The 22,473-nt window shown below is 59.9% G+C and carries 17 protein-coding genes; 12 read left to right on the top strand and 5 right to left on the bottom strand.

What is annotated here, in order from left to right:
* The first annotated feature begins 115 nt into the window (after nt 1-115).
* Nucleotides 116-1,777 carry a 2-isopropylmalate synthase gene (gene leuA / locus ACQE3E_RS21240; RefSeq protein ID WP_313730374.1) on the top strand — a complete coding sequence of 554 codons (1,662 nt, stop codon included), beginning with the start codon at nt 116-118 and terminating at the stop codon, nt 1,775-1,777.
* Here the strand turns inward: leuA and ACQE3E_RS21235 are convergent.
* Together ACQE3E_RS21235 and ACQE3E_RS21230 are read right to left on the bottom strand one after the other, a co-directional pair.
* Nucleotides 1,758-2,306, bottom strand: coding sequence for a uracil-DNA glycosylase family protein (locus ACQE3E_RS21235; protein ID WP_409521131.1), 549 nt, complete (start codon nt 2,304-2,306; stop codon nt 1,758-1,760). The two genes, leuA and ACQE3E_RS21235, sit on opposite strands and share 20 nt — an antisense overlap.
* 53 nt (nt 2,307-2,359) lie before the next feature.
* Nucleotides 2,360-3,127 (bottom strand): exodeoxyribonuclease III, encoded by a 768-nt coding sequence (locus tag ACQE3E_RS21230; RefSeq protein ID WP_313730376.1) that lies wholly within the window; start codon nt 3,125-3,127, stop codon nt 2,360-2,362.
* 601 nt (nt 3,128-3,728) lie between these two features.
* Here ACQE3E_RS21230 and ACQE3E_RS21225 point away from each other — a divergent pair.
* The 3 genes from ACQE3E_RS21225 (at nt 3,729) to ACQE3E_RS21215 (ending at nt 8,738) form a co-directional block, all read left to right on the top strand.
* The gene (locus ACQE3E_RS21225) at nt 3,729-6,116 is read left to right on the top strand and encodes a TonB-dependent receptor plug domain-containing protein (RefSeq protein ID WP_313730377.1); all 2,388 of its coding nucleotides are present in this window, start codon (nt 3,729-3,731) and stop codon (nt 6,114-6,116) included.
* 286 nt (nt 6,117-6,402) lie between these two features.
* On the top strand, nt 6,403-6,837 hold the full coding sequence (locus ACQE3E_RS21220) for a putative lipoprotein (protein WP_064026690.1): 435 nt from the start codon (nt 6,403-6,405) through the stop codon (nt 6,835-6,837).
* Nucleotides 6,838-6,884: 47 nt separating this feature from the next.
* Nucleotides 6,885-8,738, top strand: coding sequence for a hypothetical protein (locus ACQE3E_RS21215; RefSeq protein ID WP_313730378.1), 1,854 nt, complete (start codon nt 6,885-6,887; stop codon nt 8,736-8,738).
* A gap of 218 nt (nt 8,739-8,956) precedes the next feature.
* Here ACQE3E_RS21215 and ACQE3E_RS21210 read toward each other — a convergent pair whose 3' ends face one another.
* Entirely contained in the window at nt 8,957-9,388 is a 432-nt protein-coding gene (locus ACQE3E_RS21210; RefSeq protein WP_427501031.1) for a hypothetical protein, read from the bottom strand.
* Nucleotides 9,389-9,956: 568 nt separating this feature from the next.
* Between ACQE3E_RS21210 and ACQE3E_RS21205 the strand changes: the two genes are divergently transcribed.
* From ACQE3E_RS21205 to ACQE3E_RS21185, 5 genes are all read left to right on the top strand, one after another.
* Nucleotides 9,957-11,201, top strand: coding sequence for a hypothetical protein (locus ACQE3E_RS21205; protein WP_427501030.1), 1,245 nt, complete (start codon nt 9,957-9,959; stop codon nt 11,199-11,201).
* A gap of 138 nt (nt 11,202-11,339) precedes the next feature.
* Entirely contained in the window at nt 11,340-12,305 is a 966-nt protein-coding gene (locus tag ACQE3E_RS21200; RefSeq protein ID WP_427501029.1) for an AAA family ATPase, read from the top strand.
* Complete coding sequence (locus ACQE3E_RS21195; RefSeq protein ID WP_427501028.1) at nt 12,302-15,307, top strand: SUMF1/EgtB/PvdO family nonheme iron enzyme; 3,006 nt, start codon at nt 12,302-12,304, stop codon at nt 15,305-15,307. The genes ACQE3E_RS21200 and ACQE3E_RS21195 overlap by 4 nt, the downstream gene beginning before the upstream one ends.
* Before the next feature lie 254 nt (nt 15,308-15,561).
* Nucleotides 15,562-16,455, top strand: coding sequence for a formylglycine-generating enzyme family protein (locus ACQE3E_RS21190; protein ID WP_427501027.1), 894 nt, complete (start codon nt 15,562-15,564; stop codon nt 16,453-16,455).
* A gap of 331 nt (nt 16,456-16,786) precedes the next feature.
* A complete protein-coding gene (locus tag ACQE3E_RS21185; RefSeq protein WP_313730384.1) occupies nt 16,787-16,918 on the top strand; it encodes a hypothetical protein in 132 nt (43 codons plus the stop codon).
* Nucleotides 16,919-17,021: 103 nt separating this feature from the next.
* On the opposite strand, the gene ACQE3E_RS21180 is transcribed toward ACQE3E_RS21185, so the two are convergent.
* Together ACQE3E_RS21180 and ACQE3E_RS21175 are read right to left on the bottom strand one after the other, a co-directional pair.
* The gene (locus tag ACQE3E_RS21180; RefSeq protein ID WP_157197825.1) at nt 17,022-17,183 is read right to left on the bottom strand and encodes a hypothetical protein; all 162 of its coding nucleotides are present in this window, start codon (nt 17,181-17,183) and stop codon (nt 17,022-17,024) included.
* A 50-nt stretch (nt 17,184-17,233) separates the two neighbouring features.
* Nucleotides 17,234-17,413 (bottom strand): hypothetical protein, encoded by a 180-nt coding sequence (locus ACQE3E_RS21175; protein WP_168028295.1) that lies wholly within the window; start codon nt 17,411-17,413, stop codon nt 17,234-17,236.
* A 770-nt stretch (nt 17,414-18,183) separates the two neighbouring features.
* On the opposite strand from ACQE3E_RS21175, the gene ACQE3E_RS21170 reads away from it, so the two are divergent.
* Genes ACQE3E_RS21170 through ACQE3E_RS21160 form a run of 3 tightly spaced genes read left to right on the top strand, consistent with a single transcriptional unit; the run spans nt 18,184 to nt 22,423 of the window.
* Nucleotides 18,184-19,317: a hypothetical protein gene (locus tag ACQE3E_RS21170; RefSeq protein WP_064024933.1), complete on the top strand. Its 1,134-nt coding sequence runs from the start codon at nt 18,184-18,186 to the stop codon at nt 19,315-19,317.
* Complete coding sequence (locus tag ACQE3E_RS21165; protein ID WP_313730385.1) at nt 19,314-19,778, top strand: hypothetical protein; 465 nt, start codon at nt 19,314-19,316, stop codon at nt 19,776-19,778. The genes ACQE3E_RS21170 and ACQE3E_RS21165 overlap by 4 nt, the downstream gene beginning before the upstream one ends.
* A complete protein-coding gene (locus ACQE3E_RS21160) occupies nt 19,757-22,423 on the top strand; it encodes a hybrid sensor histidine kinase/response regulator (protein WP_313730386.1) in 2,667 nt (888 codons plus the stop codon). The genes ACQE3E_RS21165 and ACQE3E_RS21160 overlap by 22 nt, the downstream gene beginning before the upstream one ends.
* Nucleotides 22,424-22,473 lie beyond the last annotated feature (50 nt).

Here is a 22,473-nt window from a genome sequence, read left to right as displayed (position 1 = left end):
TGAAACTAAATTGGCAATATTCCTCCAATTTATCGTTTAGTCAAGACTAACAACGCAATCGCCTGCGCGTCGGCTTGGCCTATCGTATCGCCAACCGAAACACAGGAGACCAGCGATGCTAAGCAACCCTTCTTTAAAGTACCGACCCTTCCCGCCGGTAGTCTTGCCGGACCGGCAATGGCCCGACCGCGTCATTACCCGGCCGCCGATCTGGATGAGCACTGACTTGCGCGACGGCAACCAAGCCCTGTTCGAGCCAATGAACGCCGAACGTAAGCTGCGATTGTTCGAGACTTTGTGCGGTATCGGTTTCAAGCAAATCGAAGTGGCGTTCCCGTCGGCGTCGCAGACCGATTTCGACTTCGTCCGCCAACTGATTACCGAAAACCGAATCCCGGACGACGTGACGATAGAAGTGCTCAGTCACGCCCGCGCGCCGCTGTTGCGCCGCACCATCGAAAGCTTGCACGGCGCTCGTAGCGCCATCGTGCATATCGTTAACGCCACCTCACAACCGTTCCGCGAGCTGGTATTGGGCATGAGCAAAGCCCAAGTGCTGACGATGGCGGTAGACGCAGTGCTCTTGGTCAAGGAGTTGACCACCGCACAACCCGGTACCGACTGGCGCTTGCAATACAGCCTGGAAACGTTCACCGCCACCGAGCTGGATTACGCGCTGGCGGTGGCCGACGCCGTCGTCGAAGCCTGGGGCGCGACGCCGGATAACAAGATCATTTTGAACCTGCCGTCTTCAGTGGAAAACGCAACGCCGAACGTCTACGCCGACCAGATCGAATGGATGCACCGCCGCATCGCCCGTCGCGACAGCGTGGTGCTGAGCGTGCATCCGCACAACGACCGAGGTACCGCGGTGGCCGCCGCCGAACTGGCCTTGATGGCCGGCGCCGAACGGGTCGAAGGCTGCTTGTTCGGCAACGGCGAGCGTACCGGCAACGTCGACTTGGTGACCTTGGCCTTGAATTTGTACACTCAGGGCATCGCGCCGGGCCTGGATTTTTCCGACATCGACGCCGTCGCGCGTAGTTTCGAAGCTTGTACCGGTTTGACGGTGCCGCCGCGCCAGCCTTACGCCGGCGACTTGGTGTTCACGGCGTTTTCCGGTTCGCATCAGGACGCGATCAACAAGGGCTTTGCCGCGCGAACGGCGGATGCTTACTGGAACGTGCCGTATCTGCCGTTCGATCCGGCCGACGTCGGCCGTGGCTACGACGCGGTGATCCGGGTCAATAGTCAGTCCGGCAAGGGCGGCGTCGCCCATTTACTGGAACGCCATTACGGCGTCGTTTTGCCGCGCCGCTTGCTGGTTGAATTCGCTCAAATCGTACAGCAACACGCCGACGTTGCCGGCGGCGAAATCGGCCACGAGTTAGTTTGGCGCTTGTTGCGCGAGGCGTATTTAGAGGCGAGCGAACCGTTGCAATATGTCGGGCATCGTTTGACCGATACCGCCGACGGCCAGCGGGTCGAACTGGGTGTACGATGGCACGGGGAAGATCGCCATTTGACCGGCGAGGGTAACGGCCCTCTGGATGCGGCGGTTGCGGCGGTGGCGGTGTTGGGCTACACGCTCACTGTGCGTAGTTACGAGGAACGTTCGCTAGGCGTCAGCCGGCACGGCGGCGACGCCCGCGCTTGCGCCTTCGTCGAACTGGCCGGGCCGGACTCGCGCACTGGCTACGGCGTCGGCATCGACGACAACTTGGTCACGGCCTCGCTCAAGGCGCTGGTCAGCGGTATCAATCGTTTGGTCGGATAGCTTGCCAGGCCGGATGGCGCTCGATCGCGGCCAGCGCTTTCGTCAACAGGCCGATGCCCGGCTCGGTGCGGTGCCAGGTCGAGGCGCCGGAGGGATGCGGTAGCGGGATCAGGTCGGCGGCGTGGCCGTAGGCTTCGATCCGATATTGTTCGCCGATGATCGCACTGAGCTTGTCCGCCTTCAGCCATTGCCGGATCGCCAGTTTGCCGACCGGAATAATCAATTGCGGTTGCAACAGTTCGATTTCGGCACGCAGCCACGCCGCGCAGTTTTCGATTTCGGCGGGGCTCGGCACCCGGTCGCCGCCGCCGGCCTGCTTGCCGGGGAAACAGCGACACACCGCCGCCATGTACACCCGTTGCCGAACCTGCTCTTCGTTTAGGCCCAAGCGGCCGAACCAGCCGAACAGCGTCTTGCCGGCGGTCCAGGCGAACGGTTTGCCGAACTGGCCTTCCTTACCGCCCGGCGCTTGGCCGATCAGCATCACCTTCGACATCACCGGCTGACAACAAACTACCGGGCCGACCATGTCCGGACAGCGCCGGCACGCCAATAAGGCTGCCCTATGCGCGTGCAGCGCGCTCAAGCCAGTTGAAGGTCGATGCCGACCGGACAGTGGTCGGAGCCGGTAACCTCCGGCAGGATGAAAGCACTTTGGATGCCGGGCAGCAACGGCTCGCTAGCCAGCAGGTAATCGATCCGCCAACCAATGTTCTTTTCGCGGGCGTTGGCGCGGTAACTCCACCAACTGTAAGCTACTTCGTCAGGATGGAAATGGCGGAAGCTGTCGACCAGACCGCGCGCCAGAATGCCGCCGAAGCCGTCGATCTCGGCCTGGGTGTAGCCGGCCGACTTGTTGTAATTGGCCTTGGGCCGGGCAATGTCGATGGCTTGGTGGGCGACGTTGAAGTCGCCGCCGACGATGACCGGCTTGCGGCTTTGCAAGTCGGCCAGATAATCGCCGAAGGCACGATCCCAGGTCTGCCGGTATTCCAGCCGGGACAGCCCGTCGCCGGAATTGGGTACGTAGACGTTGACCAAATAAAAGCCTTCGTACTCTGCGGCGATGACCCGGCCTTCCAGGTCGTGTTCGGCTTGGCCGATGTCGCGCAGAATCTGCAATGGCTCCCGTCGGCATAGCAGCGCGACGCCGGAATAGCCCTTGCGTTCGGCCGAGTTGGCGTGAACGTGGTAACCGGCTATGCCGGCCAAGGCTTGGGCGACCTGGTCTTCCTGGGCCTTGGTTTCTTGGAGCAATATGCAATCGGCGTCGATTCGAGCCAGGGTTTCGGCAAAACCTTTGCCTTGCACGGCACGGATGCCGTTGACGTTCCAGGAGACGATTTTCATCGGTAAATAGCCAGGGCGGTTGAAGATCGACCTATTTTAAGGGCTGTAGCGGGCGGAAGCCAGGCGGAAGTGGCATGGCCTAGCCTAGCTTCGGCTTGTCGGCGGTCCATCGGTCTCGTCGATTCGGGTTGTGCAACGCGCTTCGTCCGACAATCACGAGGTAGCCAGACTTTTTGTTTCTTCAAGGTGGCGACATGCGGCATATTGGTTTAATATTAGAAAGCATTAATATACAAATATAGCGATACGTTCCTGCCGTTGCATTATTGCTATCAGCGGCTAGTCGTCGGCGACGCGACACTAGGCAAGCTGTCGGCCTATATATAGCGTTAGTGTGTCTTATTGTCGCAGGAGGAGGTTTTTGAATGAAATTACGTTAAAAACGTGTGGAAATTCGCCAGTAATCGGCTAACGTTAGTTTAAGGCAGCTTTAGCTGTCCGATTGTCTTCACCCCGCCCGGCGGCAAGTGGGGACCGCTTTATGCCAATCGTTTGGGAACCACGCGGACGCGTCATCCAAAACTGATCATTAGACGTGGATTCCGTCGCGATTTGACACGAGACAGCCGCTGTTTCCAGGCCCCGAGACAAGGACTAGATCATGAACATTCCAGCTTATCCATCTCCCGTTCATTGTGATTCGCAACGTAAAACCCCACGGAGATTATTCCCGTCCGCATGGGGTATCGCACTCGGCTGGTTACCGCTAGTCGCGACGGTGGCGGAAACCGTCGCCGAGCCGGAAATGCCCGGCGAGACCGTGCTCGAACAAGTTATCGTCACCGACAAATTTCCCAGCGTCAAAGCCCTGAATGCCTCGGAAATGGAAGCCGACATCGTCACCAGCAAGCGCGCCGCGATCAGCGATACCGCCAAACTGTTGGAAGACACGCCCGGCGTCAGTCTGTACGGTGCCGGAGGCGTGTCCAGCCTGCCGGCGATTCACGGCTTGAACGACGACCGGGTCAAGATAGACATCAACGGCATGACCTTGACCGCCGCCTGCGCCAACCACATGAATCCGCCGCTGTCCTACATCGACCGCAGCAATATCGGCAAAATCACAATCCTGACCGGGATTGCGCCGGTCAGCCTGGGCGGCGACAGTTTGGGCGGGACCATCTCGGTGAAAACCCCGGACCCGGTGTTTGCCGAACCGGGCAAGGACATACTGCTGGAAGGGAGTGCCTCGGCGTTTTACCGCAGCAACGGCGACGCGTTCGGCGGCAGCATCGCCGCCGCGGTGGCCAACCAATACGCTCGGCTGGAATACACCGGTTCGCACACCGAGAGCATGAATTACAACGACGGTAACGGCAACATCGTCAGTTCCACCGCCTACGAAAACCAAAACCACTCGGCGGCGCTGTCGTTCAAATTCGACAAGCATTTGCTGGTGATACGCGGCGGCCAGCAGCATATTCCGTTTCAGGGCTTTCCCAATCAACGGATGGACTTGACCAATAACGACAGCATCTTCGGCAATATCAGCCATAAGGGCGAATTCGACTGGGGCACGTTGGAAAGCCGGTTTTACTACGAAAGCACCCAGCACAGCATGGACATTGGCGAGGACAAGCACAATCACTTCCTGGACGGCAGCGTCTCCGGCGGCGCCTTCGCACCACCCAACGACCGGATGCCGATGGAAACCCGCGGTCGCAATCTGGGCTATAAAATCATGGCCGAGATTCCGTTCAACAAACGCGACACCTTCCGGGTCGGCAACGAATTTCACGGCAATAAAATCAACGATTATTGGCCGGCGGTGCATGGCGATACCGCCATCGCGGCCAACAACAACGATGCCCGTAGCGCTTACTGGATGATGGCGCCGGAAGCGATGTTGAACATTCACAACGGCGTGCGCGACCGAGTCGGTTTTTTCGGCGAATGGGAAGCGCGTTGGGACGATCATTGGAAGAGCTTGCTGGGCCTGCGTTACGACCACACCAACATGAATGCCGAAAACGTCCACCCTTATAATCCCGACCTGTTGAATACCGGGCCGACGTTCTCGATAGACCGGGCCGGCGCGATCACCGCGCTGAACGCCGCGAATGCCTTCAATGCCCGCGACAAGGAGCGCAATTTCGACACCTACGACATCACGGCCCTATTGCAATACACCCACAACGATATGAGCCAGTTCGAATTCGGTTACGCCCGCAAAAACCGGATGCCGAACATGTACGAGCTTTACACTTGGGGGCCGCGCAAAATGGACATGGCAATGATAGGCTGGTTCGGCGACGGCAACGGCTACACCGGCAATCTGAATCTGACCGAGGAAACCGCCCATACCGTCAGCCTGACCGCCGCCTTTCACGAACCGGCCAATAACTTGTGGGAAATCAGCGCCACGCCGTACATCAGCTACGTCAATAACTTTATAGACGCCGACCGCTGCTCCGGCACGCCGGGTACCGCGGCCGGTTGCGGTACGGCCCCGCAAACCGCGACCAATAGCTTCGTCTACCTGAAGTTCGCCAACCACGATGCTCGCTTGTGGGGCGTGGATGTCTCAGGCCGGACCCGCTTGTATAAAGACAATAACGTGGGCGAATTCGCTACTCACACCACGATGAGTTATGTGCGCGGCGAACGCATGGACGGCGGCAATCTCTATCACATCATGCCGTTCAACATGAAGTTGAGCCTGGATCACCGTTTGCAAAGCTGGCAAAGCGCGATCGAAATGCAGTTTGTCGACGGCAAGGACGATGTGCAGGCCATCCGCAACGAAACCACCACGCCGTCCTACATCCTGTTGAACGCCCGCACCGGTTACGAATGGGGCAAGGTCCGCTTCGACATCGGTCTGGATAACGTGCTGGATAAGCAATACTACCAACCGCTGGCCGGCAGCTATTTGGGAGACCGTTACGGCATGAACCCGACCGCCGCATCCAACGTCACCGTGCCGTGGGGCCGCAACGTGGCCGGCCTGGGCCGCTCGGCTTACGTCGGCGTCACGATCCGATACTAAGGCCGGCGACACTCTTTTTTAGTTGCCGTAACAGTTCGAATAGCCCCTCCGGGAGCAATGTCGTTCAGTTTTAAGCCGTTCGCTGAGTGGAGTCGAAGTGAACGGCTGGCTTCGACTCCGCTCAGCCAGCGGCTTATGGTTCAGCCAGCCGCTGGCGTTGGCACCGATCGAAACGCGCGAATAGCCAAAGGTTCACCGGCTCCCGCGACTTTCACCAGAGGGCTTAAATCCTGCCGAGCCAACCGGTATACTGGCGGCCACTCCGGCAATCTGGGATGACCCGCAAATGACACCCGTAAAAGCATTGATTTTGTCCAGCCTGACCGCCTGCCTGTTGGCGGCCTGTTCGTTCTCCGACAGTTCGAAAAGCTCGTCGGACAGCTCCGGCAGCGTATCCGATATGGCGTCCAGCCCGATCAGCTCCAGTTCCGACTCGTCGCGCACCGACCAGGAAAAGTTCGAAGACTCGGTCGCCGACTACACCGCCGAATTCGTGGTCGGCTCGTCCGGCTCGCTGGATACCTTCCGCGCCCACGTCGGCGAACTGGCCGACAAATACGGCATCAGCAACTGGGAAGCCGACCGTCATAGTTATCTGGGCATAGGCCGCGGCTTGAAAAAAGCCGATCTCGGCAAGCCGCAAATCTCCGCCTTCACCGAAAGCCTGAGCGGCAAGGACCCGATGAAGCAGCAGGCAATCGAAGACGGGCTGAAAAAATAAATCGCCGCGACGTTGGCTTAAGCCGCCGCCGAAGCTGGGCGGCGGCATTGATCTGCCTGGCAATCGCCGCGCCGGCAGCGGCGCGCGAGTTCGAGTTTCTGTACATCGAAGCCAACGAAGGCAGCGCCAGCGGCGGCCACGCCGCGCTTCGCCTGGACGACGCGGTCTATCACTTTCAGCATGTCGAACCGGGCTGGCTGCGCCTGTACCGCGACGATTTCGCCGCCTTCCGTTTTGCCTACGGCTTTCAAGAAAACCGCGCCATACACAGCCACCGCATAGCCGTATCCGAAGGGTTTTTCCAGGACTTGCAACAAGTCTTCAACCGCACGCAATTGATACAGACCCAGCATTTCGACCGCTTGCGCGCGCTGGCGGCCGACCGCGATTTGCTGCAAGGATTGCTCGAACCGGAGGAGGTCCGGCCGAGTTTGGCGTTGAAGGCCTTGGGCTATTTTCTGGAACGCTACCGCCCAGCCCAAGCGATGCCGGCGGATCGGCCCAGTCCGCGTCTGGCCGAGTTGCGGCAACTCGCGGCGGACCGTTACGGCGCGGACTTTTTAGCTGCCAAACGGCGGCGGATTCGCGAACAACTGCATGCACTGACGCCGGCCCGGCCCGCGCAAAATCCGCCAATCTCCGCCGAACGCTTCGAGGTCGGCGAACTTAGCTTCGGACAACGTTACGAAAACCAACTGCTGAATCTGGCCGCGCTCGACGTGTTGCAAGCCGGTCTGTCGCCGCGCCCGGAGACGCTGTTGCAAGCGCGTTTGCCCGAGCTGGCCTTAAACGCGGCGCAAATTCGGACCTTGGCGAGCTTTCGGGAAAACTTGATTGCCGATCTATTAGCCTTGCTCGACAGCCGGCGGCCGGATTGGGGCTATCCGCTGCTGGTCGGCATGGCCAGACTGCACGCGCTGGATGCCAGCATCGCGTCCGGCGAACTGAGCGTGTTGGATCGCAGCCTTCAGCGGGAATCCGCGCCGGCCTTGGCCGAAGCGGATTTACCGGTCGCGTTGCAATACGGCCGGGCCTTGCTCGCCGCCGCCAGCCGCCGTTTGACGGACGGCGAGGCGCTGGACGAACGCGGTTACGCCGAAATCGAACGCGGCGCCACCGCACTGCTGCAAGTGGCGGAGCCGCTGCGGCAAACGCCGCCCAAACCGTTGGCGGTACTGACAGCCACGCCGGCTAAGCCCGCCGCCGCCGAATTGCTCAGCTTGCCGCTGGCAACGGAGCAACTGGCGGCCGAGCTGGCGCTGGCCGAACGGCGCCTGAACCAATACCGCGCGCAACTGACCGAGTTGTACCGTTACGACCTGCTCGGCCGTAATTGCGTGACCGAGCTGTTTCGGATGCTCAACGCCACGGTCGGCCGAACCGGCGGCGCGAGATCGGCCGAGGCGCTGGCCGATGCCTCGCGGACGCTGCTCGGCGGCTATCTGGACGACAGCGGCGCCAACCGGATTCCGTTCGCGGCTTACGACAGCGTTGGCGCCAGCTACCGGGTAGTTGCCAGCGAGCGCCTACCGCCGTATCGCGAACGCCAACTGAACCGCCAATACCAAACCGAGCCGGCCTGGCGGGTGGCGTTACGCGAATCCAATGCGCTGACTTCGACGGTGTACGCTTGGCATGGCAACGACGCGGTCTTCGTGTTTTTCACCCAGGATGCGGTCTGGCCCCGCCCCTTGCAAGCCGGCTTCAATCTGGCCGCCGCCGGTGGACAGGCGGCGCTCGGCTTGTTGAGCTGGCCCTGGGACAGCGGCCGAAATCTGCGCAACGGCCTCAAGGGCGCCGCCGTCAGCCTGCCCGAACTGGTGTTTTTCAACATCCGCAAAGGCTCGTTTCCCGGTTTGTTACCGGACGCCGATGCGCTCGCCGACGCGGCGGCGGAGTGAGTGGATCAGCCTAGAAAAATCAGTCGAGCATTCCAAACCCCGTTCCGAGCCCAGCCGATGGGTAGGCGGGATTTGGAATGCTCGCCAAATGGGCGAGGTTTAATATCCGTTCGTGCTTCGACAAACTCGGCACGAACGGATTGACGCGTTCGAACGGTTTTTTTTAGGATCAGCGGTTAGCCTAGCCTAGGTTTGCGTCGAACGGCTGCTTAGACTCGTTATTGACAGCTGCCGTCATAGGCGCACGAGATATAGCATTCGGCCGGCGTGCCCAGGCTGGTGTAGTCCGACACCCCGTCGATCGTGCACTCCACGCCGTATATCCAGCCGTTAGCCCCATCGAGATACACCTCGCCGCCGTCGTTTTGGCAACGGGTCGCGACAGACTTGGCAGCGCGAGCCAGATTGTAATCGGCGGAATCGCGGCAACCGGGTAACCAAGAAGCGCCACCGTCCCCCCAGCCGCCACCTCCGCCGCCACCTCCGCCGCCCCAGCCACCGAAATCACCACCGCCGCTGCTCCAGCCGCCAAAGTCTCCGTCGCCGTCGCAGCTAGCGAATTCCGGCGCACACCATCCATTGCTTTCCATGGCCATGCCCACCGGACTAATCAAGAGTAAGGACAATATTCCGCCTATTAATCTGTTCATCGTGATACCTCGTCAAAAGCAAAATTTGGGTTTTCAGGGCGTGATGAGCGTTGCATCGCGTCGGTCGTCATCGCGAATCGGAGGCTGAAGCCCGCTCCGCGCGCGGCCTAGCCTCGCAACTTAGGGTATAAGCCCAAGTCCCGCGTTGTCTGTGAAGTATTCACTCGATCGGCTGTTGCGGCAGGCGATGCTTCGATTTTGGCCGAGCGAGCGCTGCCGTAAACCTCGCCGCAGTCTGTTAAAAAGGCGCGGGATGGCTTGAGCTTAGGCCGGGCTGTAAACCGATCGGGCTGGCTAGACTTGAGCTAGAATGCGGCCCATTCGAATCCAGGAAATTTCAGCGTCATGGCCACCGACACTGGTCCCAAACGTTTTCGCATCGCCTTTTCGTTCGCCGGCGAAAAGCGCGATTTCGTCGAACTAGCGAACATTGAGGATTCTTTTCGAGGAACGTGATAAAGATGGTTGTAGGAGCGGCTTCAGCCGCGATTGAGAGCGTACCGACACGAGTATGTCGGTACTTTTCCCAGCGACTTTGATAATAAAGCCTATTTTCCAAGGATAGTTCATGCAAACTAACGCCGACCATATAGCAATGGCGATAGAGGCATTGCAAAATGCGTTCGTTTATTTCGAAAGTTTGCAAAAAGATTTTGGACAGAAGTTCGGTAAAACCAGTATTCCTTCTACTCAAGAAGACATGGTGAGTTATTTTGCCAATTGCCAGCCGGAGGATGTTAGAAATGCGCTTATGCTCGCCAGAGGAGCGTTGGTAGGGATAGATTACCTGAAACTGACGGAGCTTGACGTTAATAACGTGGTTAAAGCCGTTATCGGAATATATTTGCTGGCATCAATGCGTTTGGTAAACTCAAATACTAAACGCGAAGGCAAGCATGTCTATTTTGTGCCAAAAAGTAGTGGTGTGATTTATTCGATTATTACCAAGGCATTTTATGGCGGCATTTTGGAATTGGATGTGAGTCAACAGGCGGAGCTTATTCAGCCAAAAGATGTATACGAATTGCTGCCGGCCGGAAATGGCGAGTACAAATCGCAGTGCTTCGAACGTTCGGTTTATACTCGGGTTTTCGAAAACAAACAGTCGGCCGGCATTAGCGCGCTGGATTCCGAACCGTTAAGCGATGCGGAAGCAGATCAGCTTTTCGAAAGACGAGATTCGCTGTTCTTGAAAAAGAGTTTTTGCGTCGTGGTAAAAGATTCCGGAATGCGGCCGGCGGACGCGGTTCCTGTCGCCGAGCGTTTTGAAATACCGATCATGTTTCAATCGGATCAAACCGATATTCTGTTATCCCAAATAATGACACCCAGTCGATTAGATAGCGCAATTAATGAGTTTTCAAGACAATTAAACGAGATTTCAAATTCTCGGCCATCAACTGAAGGCCACTCAGGAGAGCGACTCATGGCAATAACCAATAACTTCAACGGAAATATCGGAAATTTGGCTCAGAACCAAGCTACAGGTTCGATCGCTCAAGCCGGAACCGGGCAAACGGCGAATATCGATCAGCGCACTGGCTTGGAATTGCGGGAATTAACTGATTTGATCAAAATTCAACTGTTGACTGAAATTAATAATCATCCTTCCGAAGAGTCGCGGGTCGGCCTGAGAAATCAGCTTGAATTGGCGGAATCGGAATTGGAAAAAGCCAAGCCGGATAAAAATGTAATCCGTAATTCGTTGGAGTCAATCAAGGCAGTTGGCGACTCGATAGAGGGCGGCGAAAAGATTGTTGAGCTGTGTACAAAGGCGTGGCCGTTACTGGCATCCTTGCCTGCTCTCTTTTAAATCACTCTGAAAACCGTTGAACGCGGAACGGATATTTTGTGATCGGAATGCCTTCAATCGCGGCTGAAGCCGCTCCTACGGCAAGGCATTTGATTTGCCGGGGCGAAACCCTTACTTAATCGTGGAAAAAATGTCGTCATGACCACCGTCAATCCCTTCGTCAATCTCGACGCTCAAACGCCAGTCGATTTGAAACAAACCGACCGCTTCCCCGCCGCCGGCCACTACTGGAGCCAGCCGGAAATCGATGCGTTGATATTCGCGTTCGCGGCGCGGCGGCCGTTGTTGGTGCGCGGCGAGGCCGGTAGCGGCAAGAGCCAGATCGCGCGGGCGGCGGCCCGGCATTTGAACGGCGGCGAACCCTGGGTCGAAGTGATACATCCGCGCTTCGAGGCCTTGGACTTGCTGTACCGGGTCGATGTGGTCGAGCGCCTGGCCGACGCGCAAATCCAACAGTTGGACAAGACCAACAAAAAATACGTCAAACCCGGCCGATTGTGGCAAGCGGTGCAATGCCTGCAAGACCACGCCGATGCGATTCCGGTACTACTGATCGACGAAATCGACAAGGCCGATGCCGACCTGCCCAACGCCTTGCTGGATGTGCTCGGCAACCGCAGCTTCGAGGTGCCGCCGCTGGCCGATCTGACGGTGCGCGCGCCCGACCGGCGCTGGCCGCTGATCGTCATCACCACCAACGAAGAACGCGAACTGCCGCCGGCCTTCATCCGCCGCTGCGCGGTGCTGAACCTGAATCCGCCGAAGGATGATCACGCGTTTAAAGATTGGCTGATCGAGCGCGGCCGGGTGCATCGCCATCTGGCGATAACCGACGCGGCCCGCTTGCAGGCCGCCGAGCAAGTGCTGGCCGACCGGCAAGTGGCCGAATCGGCCGGCTATCCGAAAGTCGGTCTGGCTGAGTACATCGACTTGCTGACCGCGTTGCACGAACTGACTGAAGCCATCGCGGACCCGCAAGAGCGCCGGCAAAGCCAGATCGACTGGCTGCAACGCCTGGGCGCCTACGCGCTGGTCAAACATGCGGAGCAGGACCAAGGCCGCGCGCCGCGCGCCGCCAGCCAGCCGGCGGCGGACGCTGAGTGAAACCTGCCGGCTTTGCGCCTGCCCAAGGCGCGGTGGCCCGCGCCGATCTGCTGCGCTTACTGGCCAGCGCGCCGCGCCCGCTGTTGGTGTTGGATGACGCCGGCGAGCACGGCTTGGCTTACCGCGAACAAGCGGCGGCCGAACCGGCGCTCGCGGCCGAAACCCTGGCCGTGCCGGAGCGCGATCCGGCGGACCCGATCGCCGCCAGCCCGTATAAAGTCCCGCTGCAAATGCCTTTTGCTCACGTGATAGCCGAACGGAAGCGTCGCGAACCGCTGGCCGCCGAGTCCGACCCACCGGCGACACCGGCGGTCGAGCCGATTAGCGAGGACGATGCTAAACCCTTGGCCGAACGCCGACTGGTCGATTATGAAGACCTGGTGCCCAAGGCTCGCCTGCTGCCGGCCTTGAAACGCCATCTGGCCCACGACCAATTGGGCGGTTTGGATGTTTCGACGCTGGTCCGGCAAATCGCCGGGCAGCGATTGCCTCGGCAACTGCCGCGCCGGCGCCTGCAAACTTGGCATCCGCAATGGGTGGTGGTACTGGATTTTTGCCAGCGGCTGTGGCCTTACCGGCAAGACATGCACCGGCTGGCCGAGCGTTTGCTTCGCCAGTGCGGCGAGAGCGGCATCTCGCTACGCATCGTCAACCACGGGCCGCTGAATCCCTGGAGCAACTGGCTGGAAGAACAGCGCAGCCACGGCCCGCTGCCGGCCAAACGGCTTTGGCGGATGCCGGCCGCCGGCACGCCGGTGTTGCTGGTCAGCGACTTGGGACTACTGGAAGGCGCGCAGTCGGCCACCCATCACGCCTGGCTGCGCTTCATCGGCCAATTGAGCCAAGCGCAAACTCGGCCCTGGGCCTTGCTGCCGCTGGGCGCGGACCAGCTCGACCGCGATTTGCCCAAGGCACTGTCGCTGTTGCGCTGGAGTCCGGATGCGCGGATGCACCCGGAACGCGCCTTCGGCGGCGGCCCGGCCGAGCCGGCCGGCTTGGCCGAGCTGCTGGCGATGGCCGCCGTCACTCGCCGAGTCGATCCGCCCTTGCTGCGGGCGATGCGCCGACTCAACCCGCATGCGCCGCTGAACGCCGGCTTGGAAGGCGCGTTCTGGTGCCACGCCGACGTCGAGGCCGGCGCGGCCGCCCATATCCGCAGCGAGGCTCAGGCCCGCCACCTGGCGCACTTTTCCGAAAGTCTTGAAAAAGTCCATTTGGACCTGGAAGCCTTGCGTTTTAAGCACCACGCCCATTTACGGGCGGTGTTGAATCACGAAGAAACCTTGTTGTGGCGGGCGCATGCGGCGTGCGACGACGCGGCATTGCCGGAGCAAACCCGCCTTAGAACCCAAGCCGCCGAAACCTTCATGCGGCAACTGGCGAAAACCCTGGCTCAGCCGAATGCGCTCGAAACCGCCGGGGTCTGGTGGCAGGTTGCGCAAGACATCGTCAAGCGCGCCGACCGGCGCATGGCCGAAACCTACCCGCAACTGCTGACGCCGTTGGTTTCGGCGATCGCCGAGGCGACTGGCGACCTGTCGAGTGCGCCGGATTGGCTCGATCCGGCCGTGCTGGCCGGTTTGCGCGGCGTGGGGTCGGTGCCCTGCCGATTGGTCCGCGACGCCCGGCAACAGGCGATCACGCTTAAGCCCGTGCTGGCGAATCCGCCCAGGCAAACCGCATTCGGCGATCCGCTCAGCGTGGATGGCGGCGGCGTGCGGATTGATTGCGCCGGCCGTAGCGCCTGGTTACCGTTGCCTGCGGTGTCCGCGCGGATTTGCAGCCTGAACGACGACAACGAAATCACGTTGACCACCAGCAGCGAGAGCTTGAAACTGGTGCGGGTCGGCAGGCCGCGAGGGGCGGCGGCTTGGTTGGTGGAATCCAGTTGTCTGACCGTCGTCGCGCCGGACTTTTGCGGCAAGGAATGGCGATGGCGGGATGACGAATTGAAGGTGGCAAAAAATAGCAGCGGCCAAAACGTGCTGGTCGAAAAGCAACTCCGCAAATCGCTGGCCCCGCATGTTAAGGACCAGGGACGCATCTTTCAGGAAGGCCAACACGCCTCCGGCGTAACCTACTATCTGGACGAATACGGCGTATTGGCCGAGTTGCTGGTGGTCACCCCGCACGGCACCGCCGCGCAATCGTTCCGCTGGATAGAGCCGGGGACTTTTTTGATGGGGTCGCCGGAGGATGAAATCGGAAGACGTAAAGATGAAGGTCCGCAACACTGGGCGACAATCAGCCAGGGCTACTGGCTGGCCGACACTGCCTGCAGCCAAGCTTTATGGCTGGCGGTGATGGGTAATAACCCCAGTCATTTCAAAAGCGACCCGAACAATCCGGTGGAACAGGTCAGTTGGTGGGGCGTGCCACAGTTTCTGGAAAAGCTGCAAGTTTTGTTGCCGGGCTGCCAGGCCGATCTACCCAGCGAAGCCGAATGGGAATACGCCTGCCGGGCCGGCACCACCACACCGTTCAGCTTTGGCGCCAACATCACGCCGGCGCAAGTCAACTACGCCGGCCATTATCCGTATGCCGGCGGCGAGGAAGGCGAGTACCGGAAACGGACCGTGCCGGTCAAAAGCCTGCCGGCCAATCCGTGGGGCTTGTACGAAATGCATGGCAATGTCTACGAATGGTGTAAGGATGGTCGGCGCGAATACAGCGCGCAGGCGCAAACCGACCCGCTCGGGCCGACAGGCAAAGATCAATCCCGTGCGATTCGCGGCGGCTCCTGGCACAGCTACGCCTGGAGGGCGCGCTCGGCCCTCCGCAGCGCGTACCATCCCGTCTACGCCTACGACTTCCTGGGCTTTCGGCTTTGCCTGAGGTCCATCCGGCCCGGTCAGGCAGCGGGCGGCCCGGCGGGATCGCCGGGCCGGGCGAGCGGAGCGAGCCCCCGCGCGCCTCGGGTTGGTGAGACTGGCCGGAGTGGGCTTGCCGCCAAACTGGACGCGATTTTCCAACCGGACCCCAAACCGAAACGCCGATCATGACCCTGCACTTTTTCGCGATACCTGCCCTGCAGCCGCAACACGAGTTTAACCGCCGCGTAGCCGCCACCGAAGCACTCCCGGTTTTTGCCTATCCCCTGCCGGCCGGCAAACCGCAACGGCCGCCGCCGACTTTAGCAGGCGCCTCTTCCGCGTTGCGAGTGCCGTCGGCCCCCGTAGGAGGCGCTTTAGCGGCGACTGATGCATTGTCCAGTTTGCATGGGTCACCGACCAATTTTCCAGCCCGGTAATCCGCGATGACAGACCCCGCCCGCTTCCCCGACCCGTTTCCGCCGCCGTTTGCCAGTGCCTGGGGGGATGATCGCTTTGGACTTTGGGCGGCTATCGAGGTTGATGGCGGAGATGTGGGTATCGTGACGCAAATGTTCCGCTGGATAGAACCTGGCACGTTTTTGATGGGCTCGCCGGACGGCGAGCTGGAGCGGTCTAGCGACGAGGGCCCGCAACACCCAGTGACGATTAGCCAGGGTTTCTGGCTTGCAGACACGGCTTGTACCCAAGCCTTGTGGCTGGCGGTGATGGGCAATAACCCCAGTGCGTTCAACGATGATCCTAACCGGCCGGTGGAGCGGGTCAGTTGGCTGGACGTGCAAACGTTTCTGGAAAAGCTGCAAGCCTTGCTGCCCGATTGCCAAGTCGATCTACCCAGCGAAGCGGAATGGGAATACGCCTGCCGAGCCGGCACCGCCACGCCGTTCAGCTTCGGCGCCAACATCACCCCGTCGCAAGTCAACTACGCCGGCCATTATCCGTATGCCGGCGGCGAGCCAGGCGAGTACCGGAAACGGACCGTACCGGTCAAAACCCTGCCGGCCAATCCGTGGGGCTTGTACGAAATGCATGGCAATGTCTACGAATGGTGTAAGGATGGTCGGCGCGAATACAGCGCGCAGGCGCAAACCGACCCGCTCGGGCCGACAGGCCAAGATCAATCCCGTGTGATTCGCGGCGGCTCCTGGGGCGGCATCGCCTGGGGGTCGCGCTCGGCCATCCGCAACGCGCTCCAGCCCGGCAGCGCCAGCAGCCACCTCGGCTTTCGGCTTTGCCTGAGGTCCATCCGGCCCGGTTCGGCTGCGGGTGGCCCGGCGGGATCGCCGGGCCGGGCCAGCGGAGCGAGCCCCGAGGTTTAGACGCGCCGACCGGTTTGGAACACTGGAGTACAAACCTAGGTTTGTACTCCGACCACGCGTGGCGAATGGCTGTCGTGCGCTGTGGGATGGCGACCGGCCCAGGCAAACCGGGCGTTAAAAAAGGCGGCCTCCGTGGTGTTCACCCCGCCTATGTTAGGAGCAATCAAGGCTTTCGGCTATGCCTGATGTCCATCCGGCCCGGTGAGGCAGCGAGTGTCCCGGCGGGATCGCCGGGTTGGGCCAGCGGAGCGAGCCCCGAGGTTTAGACGCGCCGACCGGTTTGGCGCACTGGAGTACAAACCTAGGTTTGTACTCCGACCACGCGTGGCGAATGGCTGTCGTGCAATGGGGCTGGTTGTCGGCCCAGGCGAACCGGGCGCAAAAAAAAGGCGGCCGCCGCTTGGAGGTCGCCTTAAGGCTGTCGTCCTTGGATGAATCGGTGGATGTTGCTTCGGGCCGGTGACGCTTCGACGCGAATCGGAGCGACGTGCCGTTTGAGTTAGAGTCTAGCCGGACCCGTTTCAATCGTTAGGTCTACTCGCTTGAATTCGTTAAATTTTGCCGGTTTATGTGCTGGTTTTCACATTCTTCTGGCCAGTCGGTTGGTCTGCCGTGGCGGCCGGGGCGTTCATCGTCGCCAGAAACACGCCGATCACGATCATGATGGCGGTAATCCCGTAGCGTTTGAATGCAAGAGCGGCGGTCTTGGCTATTTTGTCGAGCGGCATGGTTGTTCTCCGAAAATGGTTTGGTGGCAGCGAGCGCCGGATAGGGCGCGTTACAGGTGGCGTACCGGCACGCCCTTGGTTTTGGGACGCGGCGCGGTGAAGATGTCCATGGCTTCGCTGAGAATTTGGTCGCACAGCGCGCACAGATCGCCTTCCAGGTAGATTTGTTCGCAGCGGGATAAACGGGTGCCGCAACGGCGGCAGCATTTGGTTTTGGCTTGGGTTTTCATGGCGGTTTCTCTCTCGATGTCAGTTTGTCGATAGTCTGGAAGACTGGTTAAGTCTGTCGGTACTGTTAACGCAAGACGAGTGCCAAATTTGACCGAAATGCTGGGTATTTTTTAACTGTTTGATATTTTTGTATTTTGTGTGTTTGTGTGGGTAGCCGGGTTAGATGAAAACGCTTGTCGGCGGAGAAAAGGGTTACCGGATTTCGTAACGCATACGAAATATCGTGTCCCGCCGATGCCGATTGCGCCGAATTTTCGCCGGAGGGCGACCTGCTTTGGTCTGGGCGATGAAGTCGTCGGGTTCGAATAGGGGGCGATTGGGTTGGGCTGAGGGTAGCTGAAACCGCTCGATAGCGAATGCGTGGGCTTCGACTCCGCTCAGCCAACGCGACTCCGCTGAACCAACGCGACTCCGCTGAACCAACGCGGTTCGGCTCAGTCAACGCAGCTCCGCTCAGCCAATGCGATTCGGCCTCGGCAAACGCGATTCGGCGAAATCCATCGCCCACTTTACGCTGAAAGTCGGTGGACTTGGTACCGATACTTCGATTTCGCAACGCCGGCTATCGCTGCTAAAACTATTCCCTCAGCCTTGAGGTTGACTTTTCGGGACGAAAAGAGAGCGTGCTCGTTAGGATATTGGCTCGGCGAGCTACGAAATATCGTCGAGTTGTTAGCGAATTGTGCTAAATTCTATTGACTTTAAAATCAGGTGCCGTACAGAACGCCAGCAATGGAATGCCGGATTACCCGCCTAATAACAAAAACGCATGCGAAACCGATCGTTCATCACTCGAATCCGCCTAGCCTGGTGTTACACCGGACTACTGTTGTTGGCCGGCCCGAGCGGGTTTCCTCAGACAGCCCGTGCCGCCGGGCACAGTCATGCCGAACAATTGGCGATTCCGGATTCCAGCGATTTCCGGGGCGAGATGCTGTTATTCCCGGCCGTGACCGTGATCGACCGCTACGATCAAGGCCCGAAAAAGAAACCGGCCAACAGCGAAGTGATCCCGGAGATGAACTTCTTTTACACCGCTGATTACCAGCAATTTCGCTTTCTGGGCGAGTGGCTGGTGTCGACCAAGACTCACAACCTGGAGCGGATTCAGTTCGGTTTGCACTTGGGCGAGTCCAGTTTGTGGCTGGGCCGCTTTCACAACCCGATCGGCTATTGGAACATGCAGTACCATCACGGCGCTTTTCTGCAGAACACCGCCAGCCGGCCCGGTATCATGGCCTTCGAAACTCAGGGCGGCGTGATTCCCAATCATTTGACCGGTTTGTTCTGGGAAGGCGTGCATCAATTCGACGAAGCCGGCCTGTATTACTCGGTCGGCGCCGGCGCCGGACCGTATCTGAAGCGCGGTTTGTCGGCCTTCAACGTGATCGAGCCGGGCGGTTCGCATCGGCCGGGCGCCACTTTCCGATTGGGGTACCAGCCGGTTAGCTTCGGCGTCAACGAGTTCGGTATTTCCGGTGCCTATACCGAGATTCCGTCCGACCTCAACGACGTGCGCGAAGTGAAGCAATTCGTGGCCGGCGCTTATGCCAACTGGCAACAGGACAGCGTGCATCTGTTGAGCGAAGTGGTCTACGCCAACAGCCGCCTGGAGCACGACGCCGGCTTGCGTAACGGCGGCAGTTTCTTTAACGCCTACGCGCAAGCCGAATGGGCGTTCGCCGACGATTGGACCTTGATCGGCCGGATCGAAGGCACGCGCGGCGGTCAAAACGATCCTTATTTGGCGCTGTTTCCGCGCTACGTGCGGGACAGGCTGCTGGGTGGCTTGCGCTACCGGGTCAACAGCAATATGGCGCTGAAGGTGGAAGCTTCGCAGGATCATATCCGCGACGACCGTTACGGCCAGGTGATGTTTCAGTGGAGCGCGGTATTTCCATGAGACTCCGGCGCGCTTTATTTTGGTCGAGTTTGGCGGCGGCTCTGCTGTTCGGCGCGGCGCGGTCCGGCGCGATCAGCCGGCAGTCCCTGGTATTGGCGACCAGCATCGATTCGGCGGTACCGTCACTGACGGTTCAGGAAGCCCGAAAACTGTTTCTGGGTGTGCCGCTGGAAAAAGAGGGCGAGCATCCGGTGCCGCTGGTCAATGCCAGCGATCCTTTGATTTATCAAGTCTTTCTGCAAAAAGTCGCGTTCATGTCGGCGACCGCCTACGAAAACCAAACCATCTCGGTGGTGTTCCGCCTGGGCGGCAAACGGCCGGAGCGCTACGACGATTACCAGCATCTGGTCGAGGCTTTGCAACAACACCCCGGCACCGTGACTTATTTGTGGGAAGATCAGGTGAAGGCAAACCAACGCATCAAATCCGTTAACGTACTATGGCAAGGATCTCTCGAGTAGGCCGCTTTTTTAATAGTTTTAACGGTCGAATGATCGTCGCGGTGGTCGGCATTCATTTATTGCTGGTGCCGATTTTGTTGTTCGGTATTTATCGGGTCATCAAGCCCAGCATGGAAGCCCAATTCGTCAACCAGGTGCGCTCCGACGCATTGATGTTCGGCAATCTGGTGTCGCCGCGATTGTCGCGCGGCGACATCGGCGAATTGCAGGGCTTGCTGGGCGAATTTTTGCTGAACGGCCGGCTGGCCTATGCCGAAATCGCCACCGAACAGGGGCAGGTCCATGCCGACGTGGCTTTGAACGCGCGGCAGGCGTTTCAGGAGGATTTTTTCTTCGGCGAACACGGCGACGGAATTTACTTTGTCGCGGTGCCGGTCAGCGCCGACAGCGGCCAATCGGCGACCTTGCGGCTGGGTTTCGACGAAAGTCAGATTCGTCGCGAGATTTACACGATTTACCAGCGTAGCGGTTATTTTGTCGCGGCTTACATGGGCTTGACCTTGCTGGTGGTCGGTTTGTTCGGCCGCAAGCTGGTGCTGCCGCTGGAGCGGTTGCGCGACGAAGCCGAGCAAATCGCCGAAGGCAATCATACCGGCAGTTTCAGCACCGGCACCCGGATCACCGAAGTCGCGGCCTTGGCCGAACATCTGGAAAAAATGCGCCAGGCGCTGTTGTCGGCCCGCGACGCGGCCTTGCAGGCCGCCGGCGCCAAGACCGAGTTCTTGGCCAATATGAGCCACGAAATTCGCACGCCGATGAACGGCATCATCGGCATGATAGGCTTGGCGCTGCGGACCGACTTGACGCCCCGCCAGCGCGAGTTTTTGGCGATGGCCAACAGTTCCGCCGATGCCTTGCTGCGCATCGTCAACGACATTCTGGACTTTTCCAAAATCGACGCCCGCAAACTGGAGCTGGACCACGCGCCGTTCCGCTTGCGCGAAAGTCTGGGAGATACCTTGAAGTTGCTGGCCGGCCACGCCCACGAAAAAGGCCTGGAGTTGATGCTGCGCATCGATCCGGAAGTGCCCGACGATTTGATCGGCGACACCGGCCGCTTGAACCAGGTCATCATTAATTTGGTCGGCAACGCGATCAAATTTACCCAGCACGGCCAAATCGTGGTTCAGGTCAAGCCCGAACACCACGACGCCGAGCGGGTTTGTCTGCACTTCGCGGTGCAGGATACCGGCATTGGCATTCCGGCCGACAAGCAGCGCCTGATTTTCGAGGCCTTCGCCCAAATCGACGCGTCCTCGACCCGCAAATTCGGCGGCACCGGCTTGGGGCTGTCGATTTCGTCGCGGCTGGTGGAATTGATGGGCGGCCATCTGGCTCTGGAAAGCGAACTGGATCGCGGCAGTACCTTCTTTTTCACGGCGGTATTCGAGCGCCACGTTCGGGCGGCTGACGACGTCCAAGTGCCGGAAATCGACGTTAAGGGCTTGCCGGTGCTGATTGTCGATGACAACCTGATCAATTTGCGGGTGTTCTCGGAAACCCTGAGCCATTGGGGCATGCTGCCGACTACCGTCGATAACGGCCAGGCGGCGATCGATGCGCTCCGCTGCTCGCGGGCCACCGATAGCGGTCAACGCTACGCGATGGTACTGCTGGACGCGATGATGCCGATGATGGACGGTTTTACCGTGGCCCAACGCATCCGCGAGGATCACCGCTTCGACCCGGTCACGATCATGATGCTGTCGTCGGCGGACCGGCCGGACGACTTTGAGCGCTGCCGCGACTTGGGCGTCAATTTATACGTGCGCAAGCCAGTCAAGCATTCCGAGCTGTGGAACGCGATCCAGTCCGCGCTGAGTCAAACCGAAGCCCGTTTCGCCGATAGCGCGCCGCCGGCGCTGGCCCAACCGCCCCGGCCGCTGCGCATCCTGTTGGCCGAGGACAATCCGGTCAATCAATACATGGCGGTGGTGCTGCTGGAAGAGCGCGGTCATAAGTTGGAAGTCGCCAACAACGGCCGTGAAGTGCTGGACATCCTGGCGACCGGCAAGCCCTTCGATTTGGTGTTGATGGACGTACAAATGCCGGTGATGGACGGTTTTCAGGCCACGGCGGCGATTCGCGAATCCGAACGCGACAGCGGCCGGCACCTGCGCATCGTGGCGATGACCGCCCACGCGTTGAAGGGCGACCGCGAGCGCTGTCTGGCCGCCGGCATGGACGACTATATTTCCAAGCCGGTGCAGGAGCAGGAATTGCTGGCGACGGTCGAGCGTTGGGATTTGGCGCAAACCGATCAAGAGGGCGAGGTCGCCGTGGCCGAGCCGATGGCCGAACCGGCCTTGGAATGGCGGGAAGCGCTGCAGCGCGTCAGCGGTCGCCAGAACTTGCTGGGCAAAATGATGACGATGTTCCAGGAACAATCGGTGCAATTGTTGGCCGACGTTGAAAGCGCGATTCACAGCCAGGACGCCGCCAAGTTGCGGATGTCGGCGCATACCTTGAAAAGCTCGGCCAACAGCATCGGTGCGTTCGGTTTCGGTAAGATCGCTCAGCAACTGGAACTCCAGGGTCAGGCGGCGGAGTTTGCCGACGCGGCCGCCCAATTCGCGTTGCTGCAACAGGCCGGCGCGCGTTTGGAGCCCGCCATTCGGGAATACTTGAGCGAAAATCCGCAATGAGGTTTACGTTTGAAGATACGTTCATCGAAACGCGCCGAGCGATTCCTCGG

The sequence above is a fragment of the Methylomonas sp. MED-D genome (assembly GCF_050276835.1).
Classification (GTDB): Bacteria; Pseudomonadota; Gammaproteobacteria; order Methylococcales; family Methylomonadaceae; genus Methylomonas; species Methylomonas koyamae_A.
This window is presented reverse-complemented; position numbering and strand designations above follow the sequence as displayed.

Coding starts and splice junctions, on each gene's coding strand:
- ACQE3E_RS21210 (WP_427501031.1), bottom strand. CDS start 9,388: ATGAACAGATTAATAGGCGGAATATTGTCCTTACTCTTGATTAGTCCG.
- ACQE3E_RS21190 (WP_427501027.1), top strand. CDS start 15,562: ATGACAGACCCCGCCCGCTTCCCCGACCCGTTTCCGCCGCCGTTTGCC.
- ACQE3E_RS21160 (WP_313730386.1), top strand. CDS start 19,757: ATGGCAAGGATCTCTCGAGTAGGCCGCTTTTTTAATAGTTTTAACGGT.
- ACQE3E_RS21225 (WP_313730377.1), top strand. CDS start 3,729: ATGAACATTCCAGCTTATCCATCTCCCGTTCATTGTGATTCGCAACGT.
- ACQE3E_RS21200 (WP_427501029.1), top strand. CDS start 11,340: ATGACCACCGTCAATCCCTTCGTCAATCTCGACGCTCAAACGCCAGTC.
- leuA (WP_313730374.1), top strand. CDS start 116: ATGCTAAGCAACCCTTCTTTAAAGTACCGACCCTTCCCGCCGGTAGTC.
- ACQE3E_RS21220 (WP_064026690.1), top strand. CDS start 6,403: ATGACACCCGTAAAAGCATTGATTTTGTCCAGCCTGACCGCCTGCCTG.
- ACQE3E_RS21180 (WP_157197825.1), bottom strand. CDS start 17,183: ATGCCGCTCGACAAAATAGCCAAGACCGCCGCTCTTGCATTCAAACGC.
- ACQE3E_RS21175 (WP_168028295.1), bottom strand. CDS start 17,413: ATGAAAACCCAAGCCAAAACCAAATGCTGCCGCCGTTGCGGCACCCGT.
- ACQE3E_RS21165 (WP_313730385.1), top strand. CDS start 19,314: ATGAGACTCCGGCGCGCTTTATTTTGGTCGAGTTTGGCGGCGGCTCTG.
- ACQE3E_RS21170 (WP_064024933.1), top strand. CDS start 18,184: ATGCGAAACCGATCGTTCATCACTCGAATCCGCCTAGCCTGGTGTTAC.
- ACQE3E_RS21185 (WP_313730384.1), top strand. CDS start 16,787: ATGGCTGTCGTGCAATGGGGCTGGTTGTCGGCCCAGGCGAACCGGGCG.
- ACQE3E_RS21235 (WP_409521131.1), bottom strand. CDS start 2,306: ATGGTCGGCCCGGTAGTTTGTTGTCAGCCGGTGATGTCGAAGGTGATG.
- ACQE3E_RS21205 (WP_427501030.1), top strand. CDS start 9,957: ATGCAAACTAACGCCGACCATATAGCAATGGCGATAGAGGCATTGCAA.
- ACQE3E_RS21230 (WP_313730376.1), bottom strand. CDS start 3,127: ATGAAAATCGTCTCCTGGAACGTCAACGGCATCCGTGCCGTGCAAGGC.